Source organism: Shewanella sp. 10N.261.52.F9 (assembly GCF_041471165.1).
In the GTDB taxonomy this organism is placed as follows: domain Bacteria; phylum Pseudomonadota; class Gammaproteobacteria; order Enterobacterales; family Shewanellaceae; genus Shewanella; species Shewanella marinintestina.
In genome coordinates this window covers 47,048-67,948 of sequence record NZ_JBFRNX010000006.1, presented here as the reverse complement: position 1 = coordinate 67,948, position 20,901 = coordinate 47,048, and the positions used below count along the sequence as shown (strand labels likewise).

Below are 20,901 nucleotides of genomic sequence, written 5' to 3'. Positions count from 1 at the left end.
ATTTTAAAAGACTGGCAGCACTATAGCCGCCAGTCATAATTTAGGCAATTGTCTCGGTAGGTAGTTAAAGGGTAAAATCGGGAATGAGTTTAGGGTGACGACCTTCGATCGAGCGATAAAAGTCGATGATTTCATTCATATCTTGCTCAATATCACCAGTAGGCATTTTACCATCAGCAATAACTACGGTTTTTTTAGCAAAATCCAAGCCGACGGTAACAATTGGGACTTGAGCCTTATTAGCGATATGGTAAAAACCTGTTTTCCAGCGAGTGACTGGGCTACGAGTGCCTTCAGGGGCTAAGGCTAAACTAAATTTAGGGTTAGTTTTAAATAGATCAGCTACAGCATCAACGAGGTTATTACTTTTACGTCTATCTACAGGTGTGCCACCAATAGCCTTAAAGAACCAGCCCCAAGGCGGAATAAACAGTTGGTGTTTACCTAAAAAGTTAATTTGCGCACCTAAAACACCGCGGGCGATGACGCCGATAATAAAATCCCAGTTACTCGTGTGTGGTGCGACAATCGCAATAAACTGTTTATCTTTGGGTAAGTCGCCGGAGATCTTCCAGCCAATGAGCTTAAACAGCCCTTTACAAAATATTTGAAACATATAATGAAACCTTCAGGCCTTTTTATGGAGTATTGTTGCTATATGCGGCTTTGGCCAATTGTTAGGTTGTAAGACGCTTAATTAAGGTATAGTACACCCAATAAAGCCAGACTGGAGAGTGGCAATGTTTAAAAAAGCAATTAGTGTCGTATTGTTGTGCTTAGCTTTTAACGTCAATGCGGTACCAACAGATGATATTGCGAGTATTTTGGCCGAACAAGAAGCTGCATGGAACCGCGGTGACTTAGATGCCTATATGCAAGGCTATTGGAATAACGAAAAAATGCGTTTCGTTTCTAATGGTAAATTTCGTTATGGCTGGGAAGAAACGCTTGCTGCCTATAAGAAACACTATCCAGATAAAGCGACCTTAGGCACGCTGACCTTCACGATTAAAGAAACTAAAATGCTCAGTAATTACGCCGCGATAGTGGTTGGCCGCTGGTCATTAGAACGCGCTAAAGATAATCCTAACGGCGTGTTTACTTTACTCGTTGAGAAAATTGATGACCGCTGGGTGATAACCCATGACCATACTTCAGATTAAGCCAGTTCGACTGAATAACGGGAACCAGCTTAGCTCGATTTGAAATAAAAAGGAGTTGTTATGGCATTTCTATTAGCTACCGCAGTACTGGTTTTTGGTTCACTTTGGCTGATTGGCAACGCTTCGCTACGTCAGACCAACGCAAAAGACCTAAATTAAGCGAGAATATTCGGTTCGATAAAGAACTCTTCTCTACCCAAGTTACGGCCTTTGCCGTCATATCTCACCTCCGTGAAATGCAGCTTTCCTTGCTGATCTTTTAGAATAATGCTGGTTGAGCGGGTACCGTATTCTTGATGCTTAATGTAAATCGACGATAGATGGCGTTCCCATTCTAGGCTGACACCTGTAGTTGGCAGTTCTGTATCAGGGGCTTGAGTATTGTCTGTCATAATGGATAGCAGGGCATCAACATCGGGCTTAAGGTTAGTAGAAAGATGTTGCTCTATTGCTTGTGTACCACGGGCCATTTTGGGCCAAATATCATCAAGTGCACCGTTGCTAATAGAGTGATATCCAGGGCTAAGTTGTATTAGTGTTTTGCTGCGGCTGTCAAAGCATTGTAGTAGATTTTCATCACCAAAAAGTAGATTAAAAGGATTATAGAAACGACTATAGTCTTGTAACCATTGATGGTTGATTCCATCGGCCGTTAAGGCTTTTAGCACTAACTCACCGCGGCTTTTCATATCATTTTGATTCAATTCAGGTGCGCGGATATTAGTAAGACCAGCCATTTTCCCTTGTTGACTAACTCCTAGCCAAGTGCCGCCAGCTTCTAGATCTTTACCTGCTAATAATGATGCTTGTTCTGGCCAAAAATGGGCGGCTTCTGTGGGTCTATGATGAAATTCGTCTCTATTTGCACAGATGATTAACGGATATTGTGGATGGGTTTGTAGCGCTACAAATAGTATGCACATATAGGCTGCTCGATTCTAAGTCATGGCTAAAGACTAATCCCCATGACTTAGAAAAGCTAGAACCTATAGTGAGACTTGGTACTAGTGATGATGCTTATGTTTGTGCTCATCATGGCTATGGCTATGCTCGTTGGCGTGCGAATGTCCGTGATCATGTGAATGGGCATGTGTTTTTGGCTTAAGCAACATTAATCGGCTTAAGAACTTACGAGGCCCTAATCTAAGCAAGCTAGTTGCAAATAAAATAGCCACTATGACTAAACAGATATTGTTTAGCATTGCAGGCAAATGCACCATGGCTTGCCATTTAGGATGTAATAACTCAATTGCACCTAGTAAGGCGATAAGCAGCGCAAAGAGGCTAGCTTTTTGTGTCCAATTCATCAGTTTCAACTGGGCTAAATTAAATATTGGTGCTGCGATTAATGGCAACATCACCGCTGTTGTTGTCCAGCCACTATAAGCTAATGATAGTGATAATACTGCCGCGCCTAAATTACAGAAGCGCATTGGTAAGAACACTAAAAGTAGTACGATTACTTGCACTAGCGGGCTTGATAACGGTACTGCTGGGTGACCAATTAAGTTAGCTAACACTAAGCTTAGTAAAATCCACGGGGCGCTTCTATCGACTAAATGCGCGAAGCCAAAACGCCATGCTGAATTGGGTAGATGGTCGTGAGGATCGGTAGGTTCAACATTGCAACGGGTTAGCTGCCAACCAATTGCCAATACCGAGACTGCCTGTAGTAAAGCAAACATAGGGCCTAGTAATAAACCAGTGATAATAATGGCTTCTGGGCCGAGCAGACGTTGTAACCAAAGACGACTAAGCTGCTTATTATGCGGCGTAAGGCCAAAGTGATAACGCAAGCTTGCTACGGCATAAGCAAGTAATAGTACTGGCGCTATGGTCAGCATCCAGTCGAGTAAATGTTCGGTAGAATGGCTATGGTGGTGATGCTCGTGGCCACCTGAATCCATCATCAATAATAAAACCAGCAATACAATACCGAGTAAGCTACCAATACCTGCTTGGTATTCAAACTTGCCTTGCTTATCTGTATCTGGCGAACCATGAGGCTGATGCAGCACTACATGCAAAATAGAGCCAGTTACAAATGCTTGTAAGTAAACAGTATTTTCAAGGCTTAAATGAGACAGTAGTTGCTCGCCAGCAAAGTAACCAAAGCCAGTTAGTAGCATCATTGCGGCCAGCACTGCCATCGCCCAGCGGCTGCCAAGTTGCGGTTTAAGCAGCCACCAAATAGCAACACCCACGGGTAGCCTGTGTAAAATAATACCTAGCGCTAGCAAAGGCGAGTTACCTTCTTGCTGCGCTAAGATCATTGCGCCACCATCAGTAATGGTATGCAGCAGCAAGCCACCAATACCTAAAAATAGGGTTAGGTTATGGGTCACTTCTGAATAACGATGGAACAGTTTCTCACTGAGGGTTGGCCCCCACATGCCTATTATCACAAAGACAATCGCAAGGAATCCGCCATGTTCTAGTAGTTCTGGCAGAATATGGATCAGCACTAAGCCGCCCAGAGATACGAAAATAAATCCGTCTAGGCCTTTTTGTAGTCCATTACCTTCCGAAAAGAATCGGTAAAACAGTGGACCGAGTAATAGTGCAATACAGCTAGCTATGAGATACAGCATTGAGTTCCAAATTAAACTGGCAGCGCGAAAAAAACGCCATAGTATACCAGTGTTGTAACGAATTAGCAGAGCGCAATGTTTAATTTACATTGATATTCAGTCACAGCTAATTAAAGTATATTGTGAATTTTTATGGTGTTAGTTGCTGGTTATTTGTTAGTTTGTCGGTAACGCAGTATAGAACATTACCTTTTACGACGATTAGAATCATTTATCTATGGATACTTTCTCAGCCGCAGTCATGTTATTTCTTATTATGGATCCGTTAGGTAACTTACCTATATTCGCGTCCATACTACGCCATATTGAACCGAAAAAACGTCGACGAGTGTTGATCAGGGAATTGCTGATAGCGCTGGTGATTATGATGTTATTTCTGTTTGCCGGTGAAGCCATTTTAAGCTTCCTTAACCTACGTACTGAGTCCGTTAGTATTGCGGGCGGTATTATTTTATTCCTTATAGCTATCCGTATGATCTTCCCGCAACCCGGTGGAGTAGTTGGTTTAGCTGCAGGTGAAGAGCCTTTTATTGTACCAATGGCGATTCCTTTGATGGCTGGCCCATCGGTGTTAGCTGCACTCATTTTATTGGCACACACCGACAGCACTCGAATGACTGACTGGACCATAGCTTTGTTATCCGCATGGGGAGCCAGTGCGGTGATTTTATTATTCTATAAGCTATTTACCAAAGTTTTAGGCGAGAAAGGCCTAACAGCGGTTGAGCGATTGATGGGGATGGTTTTAGTGATGATTTCGGTGCAAATGTTCCTTGATGGTGTGGCCAATTATATTAGCCATACCGGCCTTTAAACCGCGTAATTCGATTTAAGTTGGCTCGGTAACTACGCCAAGTCAGCTTTGGTTACTATGATTATTGGCGCAGTGGTTGCGCTGAATGAGCTTGCAGAACAAAATTTAGCCTGCAATACTCTGGATATAATATCCAAAAAAATAAAAACTCATGCTTAACTGCCTTTTACTGTGTATTGCTAGCCTTTCGAGTATCGACTCTCCTGACTATCACAATTTACTGCCTTATCAGGGCACGCCAGCATCAATGGAAGCTAGAGATGCTAAAGGTAATTTAGCAATAGGTTCTGTCTATACCGATATGGGGGCTTGGCATGGTTTTCACCTGCCCGATAATGCTGATTATTATGGCAGTTTTACTGGACCACTTTTCATTGCACAAGAATACAGCCTGCATCTAAGCGATAGCTTGCAGCGTTTGCAGTTAATTAATTTAGATAAAGACGAGTTTATTGCATTTGAAAGTGCTAGTAAGGTTGAGATCTACAGCCAGCCTGATGGTCTGGTTCAGTCATTTACTTGGTCAGATCTGCAGGTTAATTTAAGCCTAAGTTATAGTGATAACCGCACCGCAGTGATCCGTACCGAGTTAATAAATCTGTCTCATAAGCCACAAAATTGGCAACTTGTCTGGCATGGTACTCCCTTTGTTTCGCCCCCCTCGCTACCGAGTTATGACTTAGTAAAACAAGTACAAACCACTGCAAACTATATTCGCTGGCAACTTAACCCAGTAATGGATACTTGGCAGATCCAATTGGCGGATGCCGAGTATGAGTTATGGTTTGATCGTGATATTAACATTATGCCGAACGACAAATCAGGTTATGGTGCCATTGCAGAGCCTATAGTTATCGAAGCAGGAGAACGGCATAGTTTTTTATCGGCTCAGCGCTATTTTCATACTCAAGCAGAGCGTATCGCACATAAACAGCCTGATTGGCAGCTGATTGAAACTCAGCTTATTAATAATCGCAGTAAGTGGCAGGCAAGGCTTGATAATCTTATGCAAGGTGGCGATAAAAATGTACGCCAACTAGCTGTAAAAAGTATGATGACCCTGCTGCATAATTGGCGTAGTCCTGCTGGTGCTATTTTACATGATGCGGTCACACCATCAATTACCTACAAATGGTTTAATGGTGTTTGGGCTTGGGACACCTGGAAGCAGGCTGTGGCTTTAGCTCGTTTCGATACTGATTTAGCCAAATCCAATGTGCGCGCTATGTTTGATTACCAATTTACCGCGCAAGATCCAGTTAGGCCACAAGATGCAGGCAATTTACCCGATGCGATTTTTTATAATAAAGACGCAGAGCGTGGTGGCAAAGGCGGCAATTGGAATGAACGTAACGGCAAGCCTCCACTAGCCGCTTGGGCAGTATGGCAAATATATCTGCAAGATAAAGATTTAACCTTTTTAAAAGAGATGTACCCCAAATTAGTGGCTTATCATGAGTGGTGGTATCACAACAGAGACAACAATAATAACGGTCTTGCTGAGTACGGTGCTAATTTACATCCAATGCATTTGAATCAAGACGGCACAGTTAATATTGAAGCTGTTATTGAGGCTGCTGCATGGGAGTCTGGAATGGATAACGCGCCAAGGTTTGATGTTGATGGTGAGTTGTCGATATGGCAAAACAGCCGTGCGGATCAGCTGGTTGGTTACTCTGTGTCGCAGGAGTCTGTTGATCTGAATGCCTATCTGTATGCTGAAAAGCGCTTTTTACAGCAGATAGCAGAAGTATTGAATTATGCGGATGTGCAGAGGTGGGATGTTGAAGCGACTAGGTTAGCTAAGCAGATCCAGATGCAAATGTACGATCCTGAGTCAGGGTTTTTCTATGATATTCGTTATAGCGCAACTGGCAGCCAATTAATGATCGCGCAAGGAAAAGGTGTTGAAGGCTGGTTGCCCTTATGGGCCGGCGCTGCTAGTAATGCTCAAGCGAAGATTATTGTTGAACGCCATTTAGCTAAAAACCAGTTTGGTACTCTAATTCCGTTTCCGACCGTTAGCGCCGACAGCCCTAATTTCGCGGCTGCTCAATATTGGCGTGGCCCGGTTTGGTTAGATCAGGCGCTATTTGGGTTGCAAGGGATAGAGCGCTACGGTTATCGATCACAGGCGCGGTTACTGGCAAACCAACTGATTAGTCAGGGGGAAGGGATATTAGGGCAAAGTCCAATTCGAGAGAATTACCACCCACTTACTGGAGAGGGGTTGCATTGTACTAACTTTAGCTGGTCGGCTTCGGTGCTATTACTGATTTACCAGTCATGGTTAAACAATATAGATAATGCTGACTAAACGCCCATATTAGGGCGTTTTAAATAGGTAAAGTTATAGTTTTTCAATTGCCTGTTGCGCGGCAGGTAAGAAAACCTCACTCACAACCAATTGTTCGGTTTCATATTGAAAGTAGCGGCGACGCCCCCAAAGCGGGCCGCTAACATCTTGCTGCAGTGACTCGGCTAATTTGGCTATCTTACAACACGCTTCAAAGTGGGCGACTTCGATTTTTCCCGGTGTAAATTCGTCGGCAGAATAGAGAAGTTCACCTAGTGGTCTAACGCCTAGGCCTAAAAATTCTTGCTGTTTTTTCTCGAGTAGTTCACCGGGAATTAAAGTACGGGCAAAGACCCAAGGTGTTCCATCTAAAATCAGCAATACTTCTCTCACCCACATACTTTTGTTGCCAAAAGATTCTTCTAATGGAGCCAAAGTGTCTTCGCCAAGAATTTTGACTTCAAAGTGCTGGCACTGTTTTTTGAGTTTTTGGGTTAAGCTACACGTGCTTAATAGCCACTCTTGAAAGGGCTGCTTGGGTAAGTTGGTGATTTTTTCTGGTGAAAACCATTGGATTGATTCACCATAAGGAAAGCTTAACCTAGTCACAGTCATCTAATTCTCGGTACAATACAGCAAACCGAAGCAGTCTAGCATGCCCGTAGCGTTGCAGGTAGACATTGTCAGTTTTGGCCGTTGATGATGGCGTTAAAGTACATGGACAGAAGTTATCTCATCGAATCTAGACTAGGGAGTCAGTGTAAAATGAAAATAATCATCGCTGTATTACTTTTACTGCTATCTAGCAGTATCAATGTATTTGCTGCAGACGACAAAGCACTAGAAGAATACGCTTACTATGGCTTTGAGCCTGAGATCGTGACTAACTATATTGCCAATAGAAAGAAGCTTGGCTATGTCAGGATCAGCGTTGAACTTATGGTTAAAAAGCCTGAGCAACTCGTGAGCCTTGAGCGACACGATCCACTTTTACGAGCTGCTATTGTTGAAATATTGGGTAACCAAACCGAAGACAAGGTCAAATCATTAACGGGTAAAGAAGAGATCCGTCGTGAATGCTATGAAATGATAAACCGTCTTTTAGAGCAAGAAGTGGGTGAGCCTTTAGTGGTTAATTTGCTGTTTACTAAGTATCTATACGATTAATTTTGATGCAAATACGATTGTGTTTGTGTTCTTTTAGGTGTCAGTGCGTTAAATCATGAACCAAAAAAACAAATCTGCTAATGCAGTTAACAAGCCGACTAAGGCTTCGACACCTAAACGTGAGCCTGCCGATAAAAAACGTGCAAAGGTTGGGAGCTTTACAGCTAAAACTCAAGCTAAAGCTAAAGCGGGTAAGCAAGTGCCAGCTCATACTAAGTTAAAATCTTCACAGCCAACGAAAACGTTACATCCAAGAAATTTACATAATAATGGTTATGACTTTGTGGCACTTATCGCTGCATTTCCAAAGTTAACACCGTTCGTTAAACCTAATCCTTATGGCAACTTATCAATTGATTTCGCCGATCCTCAAGCGGTTAAAATGCTTAATGCAGGCCTATTAAAACTGCATTACGGTGTAGAACATTGGGATATACCTGCAGGTTTCTTGTGTCCACCTATCCCCGGACGAGCTGATTACATTCATTACATTGCTGATCTATTAGCAGTCGATAGCGGTAATAAAACACGGTTAGCGACAGGGGCAAGGATTCGCGCTTTAGATATAGGCACGGGGGCGAATGTTATCTATCCGCTTTTAGGTATTCAATCTTATGGGTGGGATTTTGTCGGTAGTGATGTTGACCCGCTATCAATTGATAATGCGCAGCAGATTTTTAATGCTAACGATAAGATTAGTAATAAGTTTAGTGCCAGACTACAAACTAATGTACAGCAGGTTTTTAGTGGCATTATTCAAGCGAATGAACGTTTTGATGTGACTTTATGCAACCCACCATTTCACGCTTCATTAGCCGAGGCTAGTGAAGGTACCACTCGTAAGCTTAAAAACCTTGCCGCAAATAAGGCGGCTAAAGGTACCGCAAAGCCAGTTGCTAAATTGAGCTTAAACAAATCAGATTCAGTACTTAATTTTGGCGGCCAAAAAGCGGAGTTATGGTGTGAGGGAGGCGAGCAAGCATTTTTAAAGTTGATGATTAACGAGAGTCGTCAATTTGCGGCGCAGTGCTTGTGGTTTACCACCTTAGTGTCTAAAAAGGATAACCTTAAACCCGCCAAGAGATTACTGCAACAAGTCCAAGCGACAGAAGTGAAGGAAATTGAGATGCATCAAGGCAACAAGATTACTCGGGTGTTGGCTTGGACGTTTTTAAAACCTGAGCAGCGGATCCAATGGCAAAAATTTCGCGACGCATAGGGCTAGCGCTGACAGCTTTTGAAACAAATAGATTAGCTTAAAACCAAATAAGCGTTTGAGCTATTTTAAAAAATCCAAAACTTATCCTAGACTAAGATCAGCACTTCTCATTGGGGATAGTTGGATTCTATTGTGAATTTCAGACTAGAGAACTTACTTGTAGAGCTAGAACTGTACCTACAAAAACCGGAGGTACGTAGCTCCTGCTCCGAATTAACTCGACTTGTGAGCGAAGACTTTATTGAGTTTTCGGCTACTGGCTGTAGTTTCGGAAAGCAAGAGATTCTAGCGAGGCTGCCAGATGAACGGGCACCACTTATCGAGTCGAGTCAGTTTGCAGTGAGAGAGTTAGCTGAGGATATTTGCCAAGTCACCTATCGTGCTAAATTAAAAAAAGCCGATGACAATGTCATCAGCTTTTCTATTCGTAGCTCTATTTGGCGTAAGCAGCAAGATTTATGGCAATTAGTGTTTCACCAAGGGACTCAATGTAAGCCCTTTTAATCTCGACAGGCTAAAAGCAGAGCTTATTGACCATTCCAGAGTAATTTACCGCAATCGGTTAAGTCATACCCACCTAAAGTTGCTGCAAGTTGCTGAGTTTGTGGCTCTGCCAGTAAATTAAATAGTCGCTGTAGCTGACGTCTAAAGTAAATGCCTTGTGGCATCACAAAATCAAATGACTCAGTGACTAACGGTACAAAGCTAAGGCCACTTTCTAGTGCGACCGACTGACAACCAAAACCAATATCAGCATTGTTACGGGCAATGTACCCCGCCAGTTCACGTTCACTTTGAGCCACAATGCTCGAGTTCAACTCTTCAAAAGAAGCGCCTTGCTTCATTAACCATTGCTCTAAATGTTGTTGGCTACCCGCACCAGCTTGGCGTGCTACCCAGCGCCATGACTGTTGCGACACTTTGTCCAACTCTTGGCAGCGATGGTGCATATCAGGCCGCATCATCAAGCCTTGTTTACGGGTATAGCCGTGAACCATGACCCACTGTTGGTGGTTAGCGTAGCCCTGTAATAGTGCAGGGTGACGCACGCTGCGCTCTTCCACGCTGCCCCAATGTAAAGTACACACATCAGCATAACCGCGAGACAATAGATCTAGACCTAAGCGTGAGCCAGTTGAGCTGTAACTAATGAGCTCACTTTTGCCGACTTGCGACATCATTCTTGCCACTAGCATAGATAACAAAGGATCGTCACTACCCGTGATGTGCATACGGTCTGACAGCATACCGCTGTGGCATGAGTCCATCACCCATCTATCAATCAAGATCTTTGGGAACAACCATTTACCGGTAATTTTAGTGGCGGGTAAAATGCGATCATTGGCCATTGAGTAGACTTTCTTCTCATTGAGATCTAGGTACTCAGATACCTGCTTGGCACTCATATAGATCAGTTCAGTCGGCTCAGTCATTGTTAATCCTTGTCACGCAATTTATGGTTGTCTTGAGGTTGTATGGTTTAAGAAAGAGCATCAAATTCAATATTCTCTGCACCGTTATAAATTAAGAAGTGGCGACCTTTGGCACGAGCGATCATAGTGATGCCAAGTTTCTGCGCCAGCTCTAAGCCCATTTGGGTTGCACCACTGCGCGATAGCACAACTGGAATGCCCATCTTGGCAACTTTAATCACCATCTCAGAGGTTAAGCGACCAGTGGTATAAAACAGTTTGTCGTTACCGCTATCTTGGTTGAGCCACATTTCGCCAGCTAACGTGTCAACTGCATTGTGACGGCCGACATCTTCAACAAAACCAACAATTTGATCTTGGTGGCATAAGCCGCAACCGTGAACAGCACCAGCATTTTTATAGGTTTCATTGTAAGCGCTGATATTTTTTAACAGGCTATAAATCATGCTTTGTTTAAGCTGTGGTGTCGGCAATTCAATATCATCTAGACCTGTCATAAAGTCACCATAAACAGTGCCTTGACCGCAGCCCGTAGTTACGGTTTTTTCTGATAGCTTTTCATCTAGGTTTTCAATTTTTTCAGCAGTAATAATAGCAGCAGAGTTTACATCCCAATCAACAATGACAGACTCTAACTTATTGATGTCAGATATAAACCCTTGATTTTTAAGGTATCCAAGAGACAAGGCTTCGGCGCGCGCGCCTAATGTCATTAAGGTGACAATTGGCTGCCAGTTTAGATAAACAGTAAGGGGGCGTTCACAAGCAATGAATTTATCCACGGTTTCGCCATTCTCATTGACTGCGGTTACCGCAATAGTCAGAGGGACGTTAGTATCGGTTTTAATTAACTTTGGATTGCTTTTATGTGCTGTCATATGACCCATCATCTGATAAAGAAAATAATTGCGCCTAGTACTAAGCAATATCTATACCTAAATGTATAGGGAGTTAAAGTTAGTGGTTGATCACATTTTTACTGCTAGGGTCGCCCTTTTATGTCCTACCTATAATTGCTATTTAGACAAAATGTCCTAGTCTTTGGATGGAATAGTTGATCTAGTTCAAACTATTTAATTGATATTGTATGGCACATATATTGCTTTAACTTAAGGGAGAATTTATTTAGTGGGACTGCTATGTCGGCAGCCACCTCAGGCAAGACGGAGACTGAATGCAACATACCGAAAGCCAATGGCCAATGTACGTTTCTCTTAAAAAGACAGAGAAGCAAGTCGGAAGATGGACCTCAGTACAGTGGGAAGTCGATCAGATGCTTCCTGCTACCCACGCTGCACCTGAGGGTGCCAACTTAGTCCTACTTGAGCTACATAAAGATGAGCGCGGTAGTTACCGTATCAATATTGATATGGATAACGCTATGCTTTACATCGTTTGTGATGAAAACGAAGAAGGCGAGTGGAAGCCTGTAGCAATTTCAGCCGATCAGAATGTTGCGGCCGGTTGTTTAGAAGCAGACACACCAGTGTTAAACATTCCTATGCCGAAGGCTATTGCTTGCTGGATTGAAGCCTTTATTACTCGTCATGGCGAGGTTGAAATTTGCGCACACCGTCGCAAACATGTTAACCGCCGTAAGAACGAAGGCCCAAGCACAAATCATACGGAAGATAGACTATGAGCGGCTTTTTATCTCGCTGGAACCTGCGTAAGCAACAGGTAGAAGCTGAGGGAGAAGCAGAAGTTGCTGCGGCAGAGGAGGCTGCGCAGAAGTTGGCTGAAGAGCAGGCGTTAGCAGCACAAGAGCAAGCTGAATCAGAGCAAGTTGCAGAAAACGCTCTGCAACAATCGACTGATGAAACACGAGTAGAAGCAGATCCTGACAAAATTCTAACTGCTGAGGACCTACCCGATCCTGAGAAAATCGAAGTCGGTGGCAGCTTTGCTAGCTTTATGGGCGCCAATGTTGATCCAGCGACTAAGTCTGCAGCACTAAAAGCCCTTTGGAAGCAGCCCCACTATAATGAGATTGATGGACTGCTTGAGTACGCTCTTGATTACAGTAATCAGCCTCTTCTAACACCAGATGTATCGGCAGAAATCGCTAAAAAAGTCTTCCGTCATATGGTTAAAGACAAAGATGAAGAAAAGTTAGAACAAGACGAATTAGACGTATCAGATGAGATGATTGCGGCTGAAAATTCTGTTGAAAATAAATCTTTAAGTGATACTGACGCAGTATCGGACATTTTGGACGGTCAGCAAGATAGCTTGTCCCAAAATGAACCAAAAAGCAGCGATGTGCCAACTGGAAAAGTTGTTTAACGTCACTATAGAGTGTTTTTAATTCCACAAATTTGGTATGTGATTTGCTATATTAGTGAGTAATAAAAAGCTGATGCCAATAATAGGCATGATGAGAACAGCGGTACTCGTATACGGAAGCAGCCAAAGAACTGTTCAGGAACGCAATGTGAGCAATAGTGAAACGCAAGTCGGACTCAAAGAGGTTCGTCAAAAGGTCCTTGCAGGGACTCAGGTGATTCAAAATCTGATCCCACCGACCGTTAGCTACACCACCGAAGGCAACGTCTTGGTGATCGGCCCGGAAGATTTGGCGCGCCTAGCGGCAGACAAATTGTCCAGCATGGGGCAGTGCGCGATTTTAGCCAACGAGCCAATTACTAGCCAAGATGAAGATCACCTTGAAAAAGTAATGAATGCTGCTGAAAACGTAGAAAGTTACTATAACAAGCTAATCGAAATTAAAGGTTTCTTAGGCCAGTTCCAAGTTAAGGTTGAGCACGATAACGGCAGTGCAGAACTAAGCACTGTGGCTATTCGTAAAGCCCACTTCGACTTGATCCTTGATTTGAGCATGAGCCCATGCATCAACCTAGAAATGCTGCCGCCAGGCTATTTCTATGTCGGTCAGGATGAAGCTAAGCTGGCTGATGCACTTGAACAGTTACCAGATCTTATCGGTTCATTTGATAAGCCACGTTACGTGAAAATTAACAGCGATATTTGTGCTCATAACCGTAATGGTAATGAAGGCTGTACGCGTTGTTTAAACTTCTGCCCAGCGGATGCTATTTCTAGCGTTGCCAAGAAGATTGAAATAGACCCATACCTTTGTCATGGCGCTGGTAGTTGTACTAATGCTTGTCCAACAGGCGCGATTAGTTATGACTTGCCAACACCGCAAGCTATGCATACTTACTTGCAAAAGCTAGTGACTAAGTTCCGCGCAGAAGCGCAGGTTGCACCGGTTATTCTTTTCCATGATATGGGTAAAGGCGCACAGTTAGTGACTGACGCACTTGCTGGTGAAATCATTCCAATTGAAATGGAAGAGATCACGGTTGCGAGCATGGATCATTGGTTGTCTGCTCTAGCATGGGGCGCACGCCAAATTTTGGTTCTGCAAACAGATGTGACTGCACCAACATTGACGCAGATGCTTAATGGTGAGCTTTCATTAGCGAACGATATTCTTGATGAAATGGGTCAGCCACAACGCATTAGCTTAATCAATGAAGCGCATTTGACTGAAGCGGGTGCGAGTGAGTTGTCTGAGCTGCTTAATACCAGTGCAAGCTGGCCAGTGATAGTGCCTGCTGAATTTGCTGCAACCACTAAGCGTGAAACTATTTACAACGCCATCGATCATCTAAATGAACAAGCTGCATCGGTTGATACCTGCTTATCTCAAAGCAATATTCCATACGGCCAAGTTAGCGTAAACACTGAGAACTGTACCTTGTGTATGTCTTGTGTGGCGACTTGTCCTACTTGGGCATTGACCGATGGTGGCGATCGCCCGGCATTACACTTTGTAGAGCAAGACTGTGTACAGTGTGGTTTATGTGAAGCAGCTTGTCCTGAGAAAGTTATCAGCTTAACGCCTCAGGTTAATCTCGATAAAGCTGCGCGTCAGGAGCGTCAAACCCTGCATGAGGAAGCCCCGTTCGAATGTATTACTTGCGGCACACCGTTCGCAACGCAATCCATGGTGAAACGGATGTTAGATGTGGTTGGAACCCACAGTGCCTTCAGTGCCAACACAGACCGTTTAAAGATGTGTGGTGACTGTCGAGTTAAAGACATGTTTGAAGACATTCTTCAAGATCCTGAAAAGCAACTGCGATAAGAGTTTAACCATGACCGAATTAGTAAGAGAAGTTTCAGAAAACGATGAGCTAAGAGCCGATATTTATCAGTTGCTTGCAGCGTTATTACGTCGCCAACCAAGCCCTGAGTTGCTTGCGTTCTTATCGGGCTTAGAAATTGACGCTGACGACGACAGCGACATGACTAAAGCTTGGGTTGGACTTAAATTGGCCGCACAGCAATTCAGTGATGAACAACTTGAAGATGAGTACTTTAACGTGTTCCTTGGTGTAGGTTGTGGCGAAATCCTGCCTTACGGTAGCTGGTTTATGACTGGCTCATTGATGGATAAGCCATTGGCTTTATTGCGTAATGACCTAATGCAATTAGGTTTTGAGCGTGAAGAAGAAGTTAAAGAACCAGAAGACCATGTTGCTGCACTTTGCGAAGTGATGGGCACCTTGATTTTAGAAGCTCCTGGCTACCGTCAGCTTGCTTTCTACCAGCGCCACATGGGTAGCTGGATTGAGCGCTTCTGCGATAGCTTAGCAAAGGCACCAAGTGCTGCTTTCTATGCAACAGTGGCTCAGCTTGCTAAAGCATTCTTCGTGATTGAAGCGAAAGAGTTTGAACAGTTAAGTCTAAACATTCCGGTTAACTGCCCAGGTAGCGAAGCGGAAAGTATAGAAAAGATTGAGCCATCGACCAATGAGTTAGCGTCTTAAGCGCAGGTAGAGGTTTAGATTTATGTCAGTTCAGAGTTTGTTAATCGATAGATCTGAGCTGACATAGACAAAAAATGGGAGTCTTATTTGATAAGAGCCCAACAAGAACTGGATAGAGAGTTTAGTGATAAGCATTTTATCTTAATTTTAGGAAATCTAAGGAGACACTATGAAGAAGCAAGCTTCCGACATGGGCCGTCGTCAATTGCTTAAAGCATTGGCAATCGGCGGTGCGGCTGGCGCAGTTGCAACTGCAAGTGGACAAGCTCTTGCCGCAGAACCTGAAGCAACGCCAGTTGCTAAAAAAGGCAGCGGCTACCAAGAGTCTGACCATGTTCGTAGTTATTACGACACACTGCGCAGTAAATAATTAAAGGAGAGTGTGATGCGATTAACCCGCAAAACAGACCAAGCTGCAGCAAGCAACAAAGCAGTTTTAGGTTTAAACCGTCGCCAATTCCTCAAGTCCGCGAGCCTCGCGACAGGCGGTATTGCAGCGGCATCAATGCTAGGCGCAGGAATGATGCGCAAAGCTGAAGCAAAAGATATTCCCCACGACACCCCCACCGAAACTAAACGTACTATCTGTTCTCACTGCTCTGTTGGCTGTGGCGTTTATGCCGAAGTTCAAAACGGCGTATGGACAGGTCAGGAACCTGCATTCGATCACCCGTTTAACGCTGGTGGACACTGTGCAAAAGGTGCTGCGCTGCGTGAACACGGTCACGGTGAGAAGCGTCTTAAGTATCCAATGAAGTTAGAAGGCGGCAAGTGGAAGCGTCTTTCATGGGAGCAAGCGATTGAAGAAGTTGGTCAGCAAGCACTAGATATTCGTAAAGAATCGGGTCCTGACTCAGTATTCTTCATGGGTAGTGCCAAGTTCTCTAACGAACAAGCTTATATGTACCGCAAGTTTGCGGCAATGTGGGGCACCAACAATGTCGACCACTCTGCACGTATTTGTCACTCTACCACTGTAGCCGGTGTTGCAAACACTTGGGGCTATGGTGCGCAAACTAACTCGTTTAACGATATTCGTAACGCTAAAGCGATGATGTTTATTGGTTCTAACCCTTGTGAAGCTCACCCTGTTGCGATGCAACATATCTTGGAAGGTAAAGAGCGCGGCGCGAAAATTATCGTTGTCGACCCTCGTTTCACCCGAACTGCAGCTAAGTCTGACGAGTTCGTGCATATTCGTCCAGGTACGGATATTCCTTTCATTTATGGTTTGTTATGGCACATCTTCGAAAACGGTTGGGAAGATCAAACCTTTATCGACCAGCGTGTTTACGGTATGGAACGTATCCGCGAAGAGGTGAAGAAATATCCTCCAGCTGAAGTGGCTAACATTGTTGGTGCGACTGAAGAGCAGATGTACCGCGTTGCTAAGTTACTGGCTGAAACTAAGCCGGGGACTGTTGTTTGGTGTATGGGTGGTACTCAGCATCACGTGGGTAATGCTAATACTCGTGCTTACTGCATCCTACAGCTTGCCCTTGGTAACATGGGTGTGTCTGGTGGTGGTACTAACATCTTCCGTGGTCACGATAACGTACAGGGTGCAACGGACTTCGGTTTATTGTTCGATACGCTACCGGGCTACTACGGTCTTAAGACCGGTTCTTGGAAGCACTGGTGTAATGTGTGGGACTTAGATTATGAGTGGGTTAAGAGCCGCTTTGATCAACAGCCACACCTTGGCCAAGATCCTATGACATCAACCGGTATTCCGTGTTCTCGTTGGCACGATGGTGTACTTGAAGACAAGTCTAAGATTGCTCAGAAAGACAATATTCACATGGCATTCTTCTGGGGTCAGTCAGTTAACACTGAAACCCGTGGCCGTGAAGTGCGTGAAGCATTAAACAAAATGAAGACAGTTGTAGTTGTGGATCCATTCCCAACAATGGCTGGTGTTATGCACGAGCGTACCGATGGCGTTTACTTACTACCTGCTGCAACACAGTTTGAAACTTATGGTTCAGTATCGGCTTCAAACCGTTCACTGCAGTGGCGTTCTCAAGTCATTGAACCACTATTCGAGTCTAAGCCTGACCATGTGATCATGTACAAGCTAGCCAAGAAGTGGGGCATCGAGAAAGAATTCTGTAAGCATATCAAGGTTAATGGCGATGAGCCGTTGATTGAAGATATGACTCGTGAATTTAACAAAGGTATGTGGACCATTGGTTACACAGGTCAGAGTCCAGAACGTCTGAAGATGCACCAAGAAAACTGGGGCACGTTCGATATTAAATCGCTTGAGGCACCAGGTGGCCCAGCTAAAGGTGAGACTTATGGTCTACCTTGGCCATGTTGGGGTACGCCAGAGATGAAGCACCCAGGTTCACAGATCTTGTATCGCACTGGTCGTGAAGTCATAAACGGTGGTGGTAACTTCCGTGCCCGTTATGGTGTTGAACATAATGGCGTAAACATTTTGGCTGAAGGTTCTTATTCTAAGGGCAGTGAAATCAAAGATGGCTATCCAGAGTTTACCGACAAGATGCTTAAGCAGCTTGGTTGGTGGGACGACCTTACTGCAGAAGAGAAAGTCCATGCAGAAGGTAAGAACTGGAAGACCGATATTTCTGGTGGTATTCAGCGTGTAGCGATTAAGCACGGTTGTATTCCTTACGGTAACGCGAAAGCGCGTTGTATTGTTTGGAACTTCCCTGATGATATTCCACTACACCGTGAGCCGCTATATACGCCTCGTCGTGACTTGGTTGCTAAGTACCCAACTTACGAAGACCGTATGGTTGCAAGACTTCCTACCCTGTATAAAACAATTCAGGAGCAGGATTTCACTAAAGGCTTCCCATTAGTAATTACTACTGGCCGTTTGGTTGAGTACGAAGGTGGTGGTGAAGAAACACGTTCTAACCCATGGCTTGCTGAGCTTCAGCAGGAGATGTTTATCGAGATCAACCCAGCAGATGCTGCTGATCGCGGTATTCGTGATGGTGATGATGTGTTCGTTCATAGTCCAGAAGGTGCCAAGATCACTGTTAAGGCTATGGTCATTCCACGAGTTGTGCCAGGTGAATGTTTCATGCCATATCACTTCGCGGGTGTATTCGAAGGCAAGAGCCTAGAGAAGAACTATCCAGAAGGAACGGTTCCTTACGTGATTGGCGAAGCCGCCAACACCGTAATGACCTATGGTTATGATGTTGTGACTCAGATGCAAGAGACGAAAGCGAGCTTGTGTCAGGTCAGCAAAGCCTAATTAACTTGATGAGGAGATAAGCCATTATGGCAGTCATGAAATTCTTATGTGACACCAAGCGCTGCATCGAGTGTAACGGTTGCGTCACAGCATGTAAAAACGAAAACGCCTCAGCCATTGGCTGGGGGATCCAACGTCGTCGCGTAGTTACTCTACATGACGGTGAGCCAGGTGAAGCATCAATCTCAGTCGCGTGTATGCACTGTACGGATGCACCTTGTATGGCAGTTTGTCCGGCAGATTGTTTCTACCGTACTGAAGATGGCATCGTATTACACAATAAAGAAACCTGTATTGGTTGTGGTTATTGTTTCTATGCTTGTCCTTTCGGCGCGCCACAGTTTCCACAAAAGGATGCGTTCGGTAGCCGCGGTAAGATGGATAAATGTACTTTCTGTGCCGGTGGTCCTGAGCCAGACTTCTCTGAAGCTGAGCGTAAGCTTTACGGTGCAAACCGTATTGCTGAAGGCAAACTACCAATGTGTGCAGAGCTTTGTGCAACTAAAGCACTGTTGGCGGGTGATGCAGGTGTCGTATCTGATATCTTCCGTGAACGTTCTGCTGCACGACGCGCACCAGGTACTATTTGGGGTTACACCCCAACTACTGGTTAGCAGGGCTGAGTGGGCTAAAAGCGTTGGTTTTTAGCCCAATAAAGGAGTGAGTATGTTTATGAAATCACTGCGCAGCCTTTTTGCTTTGCTAGTTATCCCTTTGGTTTTTTCAATGGGGTTGGGGCTTAGCACCTCCGCAATGGCTGCAGATGAACAATCGAGTCAACAGCAGGCGGCTAAAACCAGTGACGCTGATCTTTGGCGTGCAGTAAAAGCAGGTGAGTCAGGTTACACCGTGGCAGAAGGTGTTGAGCCAGGTGTATTAATTAACGTAGTGGGTAACGAAGGTAAAAACGTTCGCAATCAGTATTTAACTCCTGTTATGGGGATTACGGTTGTTGGCGTATTTGCAGCGTTCCTATTCTTCTACCTAGTAAATGGTCCTTCAAAGTTAAGTAAGGGCTTTTCAGGCAAGATGGTACTACGTTGGTCTAAAGCTGACTTGTGGATCCACTGGATAATGGCGGCTTCTTGTTTAGCGCTAATATTCACGGGACTTAACATCATGTTAGGTCGGTATGTATTGCAACCATACATAGGTGAAGGCCTTTGGGCTGCACTGATTTACGGTAGCAAAACTGTGCACGATTGGGTCAGTCCTATTTTTATCGTGTCATGGATATTGTGTATCGTTAAGTGGATGCCAATGCAGACCTTTAAGATGTATGACTTAAAATGGTTCTTAGTAGTTGGTGGTTACGTCAACTTTGGTCCATTTAAAGGCAAGCACCCTGATAGTGGTTTTGCTAACGCCGGTGAGAAATTGTGGTTCTGGAGCCTTGCATTGTTTGGCTTATTTATCGCAGCTTCGGGGTTAATGTTGGTGTTACCTGGGCTTGATTTGCCGCGTGAAGCGTCAATGGCAGCACTGTTAATTCACTCGATTAGTGCCATTATTATTATCGCATTTACTATCGTTCATATTTGGATGGCGACAGTACTCAGCGAAGGTGGTATGGAGTGTATGGTATCAGGCTACTGTGATGAAAACTGGGCTGTTCAACATCACAACGTTTGGTACGATGAAATTAAAGAAAATAACAGCATAGTTTATAGAGACTAGCGTTAGTTTTGCTTTCATCTAAAAATGCCTCGACTTTGTCGGGGCATTTTTGTTTTCTTCTCATTCAGATTGTCCTTCAGCTCTATTCAGAGGCAGCTCAATAACCAAGTAATTGGTATTAGTTAGATTACCCGCACTAAGCCAGTCAATTACGTAGAGCCGACGTTATCCTATTTATATAAAAACAGGGTTATCAGTAGTTTATATTAGACCTATCTCCATTAGGATCTCTTAGGTCGTATTAATCACTTTTCAAATTGTTGCTTATTGGTGATAAATAAGTGTTAGCTGGATCTGAAGGGGTGAACTGTCATGGCGAGTTTAAATAGGGTTTTGTATAAAAAATATCCCCGCCTAATTTCAAATGTTAATAATTAGCATTTATATAAGCAAATCCTGTGATGTTCTGTATTTGTTAAATTCAAAATGAGGCTCAACCGTCTAATCACTTGTGCTATTTTGATTTACTACACAGTTTTTTCGCTTTTAAATATGCGCCAGTTAACA

At 44.1% G+C, this 20,901-nt stretch carries 20 protein-coding genes; 14 read left to right on the top strand and 6 right to left on the bottom strand.

Annotated elements, in window-relative coordinates; translation table 11 throughout:
- Window positions 1-64: 64 nt before the first annotated feature.
- Window positions 65-616: a lysophospholipid acyltransferase family protein gene (locus AB4298_RS05020; protein ID WP_248999715.1), complete on the bottom strand. Its 552-nt coding sequence runs from the start codon at window positions 614-616 to the stop codon at window positions 65-67.
- Window positions 617-740: 124 nt separating this feature from the next.
- Between AB4298_RS05020 and AB4298_RS05015 the strand changes: the two genes are divergently transcribed.
- On the top strand, window positions 741-1,163 hold the full coding sequence (locus AB4298_RS05015; protein WP_248999714.1) for a YybH family protein: 423 nt from the start codon (window positions 741-743) through the stop codon (window positions 1,161-1,163).
- A 155-nt stretch (window positions 1,164-1,318) separates the two neighbouring features.
- On the opposite strand, the gene AB4298_RS05010 is transcribed toward AB4298_RS05015, so the two are convergent.
- Both AB4298_RS05010 and AB4298_RS05005 read right to left on the bottom strand, forming a co-directional pair.
- Window positions 1,319-2,086 (bottom strand): NRDE family protein, encoded by a 768-nt coding sequence (locus tag AB4298_RS05010; RefSeq protein WP_371985898.1) that lies wholly within the window; start codon window positions 2,084-2,086, stop codon window positions 1,319-1,321.
- 81 nt (window positions 2,087-2,167) lie between these two features.
- Window positions 2,168-3,754 (bottom strand): metal transporter, encoded by a 1,587-nt coding sequence (locus tag AB4298_RS05005; protein ID WP_371985897.1) that lies wholly within the window; start codon window positions 3,752-3,754, stop codon window positions 2,168-2,170.
- A gap of 217 nt (window positions 3,755-3,971) precedes the next feature.
- Between AB4298_RS05005 and AB4298_RS05000 the strand changes: the two genes are divergently transcribed.
- Both AB4298_RS05000 and AB4298_RS04995 read left to right on the top strand, forming a co-directional pair.
- Window positions 3,972-4,568, top strand: a complete 597-nt coding sequence (locus tag AB4298_RS05000) for a YhgN family NAAT transporter (RefSeq protein WP_248999711.1) — start codon at window positions 3,972-3,974, stop codon at window positions 4,566-4,568.
- A 151-nt stretch (window positions 4,569-4,719) separates the two neighbouring features.
- Window positions 4,720-6,885: an MGH1-like glycoside hydrolase domain-containing protein gene (locus tag AB4298_RS04995; RefSeq protein ID WP_371985896.1), complete on the top strand. Its 2,166-nt coding sequence runs from the start codon at window positions 4,720-4,722 to the stop codon at window positions 6,883-6,885.
- Between the two features lie 33 nt (window positions 6,886-6,918).
- Here AB4298_RS04995 and AB4298_RS04990 read toward each other — a convergent pair whose 3' ends face one another.
- Window positions 6,919-7,479 (bottom strand): chorismate--pyruvate lyase family protein, encoded by a 561-nt coding sequence (locus AB4298_RS04990; RefSeq protein ID WP_248999709.1) that lies wholly within the window; start codon window positions 7,477-7,479, stop codon window positions 6,919-6,921.
- A 150-nt stretch (window positions 7,480-7,629) separates the two neighbouring features.
- Between AB4298_RS04990 and AB4298_RS04985 the strand changes: the two genes are divergently transcribed.
- From AB4298_RS04985 to AB4298_RS04975, 3 genes are all read left to right on the top strand, one after another.
- A complete protein-coding gene (locus AB4298_RS04985) occupies window positions 7,630-8,031 on the top strand; it encodes a flagellar basal body-associated protein FliL (RefSeq protein ID WP_248999708.1) in 402 nt (133 codons plus the stop codon).
- 55 nt (window positions 8,032-8,086) lie between these two features.
- A complete protein-coding gene (gene rlmF, locus AB4298_RS04980) occupies window positions 8,087-9,250 on the top strand; it encodes a 23S rRNA (adenine(1618)-N(6))-methyltransferase RlmF (RefSeq protein ID WP_371985895.1) in 1,164 nt (387 codons plus the stop codon).
- 132 nt (window positions 9,251-9,382) lie between these two features.
- Window positions 9,383-9,754, top strand: a complete 372-nt coding sequence (locus AB4298_RS04975; RefSeq protein WP_371985894.1) for a nuclear transport factor 2 family protein — start codon at window positions 9,383-9,385, stop codon at window positions 9,752-9,754.
- A 23-nt stretch (window positions 9,755-9,777) separates the two neighbouring features.
- Here AB4298_RS04975 and AB4298_RS04970 read toward each other — a convergent pair whose 3' ends face one another.
- Complete coding sequence (locus tag AB4298_RS04970) at window positions 9,778-10,683, bottom strand: substrate-binding domain-containing protein (RefSeq protein ID WP_248999705.1); 906 nt, start codon at window positions 10,681-10,683, stop codon at window positions 9,778-9,780.
- Window positions 10,684-10,730: 47 nt separating this feature from the next.
- The gene (locus tag AB4298_RS04965; RefSeq protein ID WP_371985927.1) at window positions 10,731-11,573 is read right to left on the bottom strand and encodes a formate dehydrogenase accessory sulfurtransferase FdhD; all 843 of its coding nucleotides are present in this window, start codon (window positions 11,571-11,573) and stop codon (window positions 10,731-10,733) included.
- Between the two features lie 284 nt (window positions 11,574-11,857).
- Between AB4298_RS04965 and AB4298_RS04960 the strand changes: the two genes are divergently transcribed.
- The 8 genes from AB4298_RS04960 (at window position 11,858) to AB4298_RS04925 (ending at window position 20,394) form a co-directional block, all read left to right on the top strand.
- Window positions 11,858-12,325, top strand: a complete 468-nt coding sequence (locus tag AB4298_RS04960; RefSeq protein ID WP_248999703.1) for a DUF3305 domain-containing protein — start codon at window positions 11,858-11,860, stop codon at window positions 12,323-12,325.
- Entirely contained in the window at window positions 12,322-12,969 is a 648-nt protein-coding gene (locus tag AB4298_RS04955; RefSeq protein WP_371985893.1) for a DUF3306 domain-containing protein, read from the top strand. The genes AB4298_RS04960 and AB4298_RS04955 overlap by 4 nt, the downstream gene beginning before the upstream one ends.
- A 148-nt stretch (window positions 12,970-13,117) precedes the next feature.
- Window positions 13,118-14,797 (top strand): 4Fe-4S binding protein, encoded by a 1,680-nt coding sequence (locus tag AB4298_RS04950; protein WP_248999701.1) that lies wholly within the window; start codon window positions 13,118-13,120, stop codon window positions 14,795-14,797.
- Between the two features lie 10 nt (window positions 14,798-14,807).
- Window positions 14,808-15,482, top strand: coding sequence for a TorD/DmsD family molecular chaperone (locus tag AB4298_RS04945; RefSeq protein WP_248999700.1), 675 nt, complete (start codon window positions 14,808-14,810; stop codon window positions 15,480-15,482).
- A gap of 169 nt (window positions 15,483-15,651) precedes the next feature.
- A complete protein-coding gene (locus tag AB4298_RS04940; RefSeq protein WP_248999699.1) occupies window positions 15,652-15,852 on the top strand; it encodes a twin-arginine translocation signal domain-containing protein in 201 nt (66 codons plus the stop codon).
- Window positions 15,853-15,867: 15 nt separating this feature from the next.
- The gene (locus AB4298_RS04935) at window positions 15,868-18,717 is read left to right on the top strand and encodes a formate dehydrogenase subunit alpha (RefSeq protein ID WP_248999698.1); all 2,850 of its coding nucleotides are present in this window, start codon (window positions 15,868-15,870) and stop codon (window positions 18,715-18,717) included.
- Window positions 18,718-18,743: 26 nt separating this feature from the next.
- A complete protein-coding gene (gene fdh3B, locus AB4298_RS04930; protein ID WP_220779766.1) occupies window positions 18,744-19,331 on the top strand; it encodes a formate dehydrogenase FDH3 subunit beta in 588 nt (195 codons plus the stop codon).
- A 52-nt stretch (window positions 19,332-19,383) separates the two neighbouring features.
- Complete coding sequence (locus AB4298_RS04925; RefSeq protein WP_248999697.1) at window positions 19,384-20,394, top strand: formate dehydrogenase subunit gamma; 1,011 nt, start codon at window positions 19,384-19,386, stop codon at window positions 20,392-20,394.
- Window positions 20,395-20,901 lie beyond the last annotated feature (507 nt).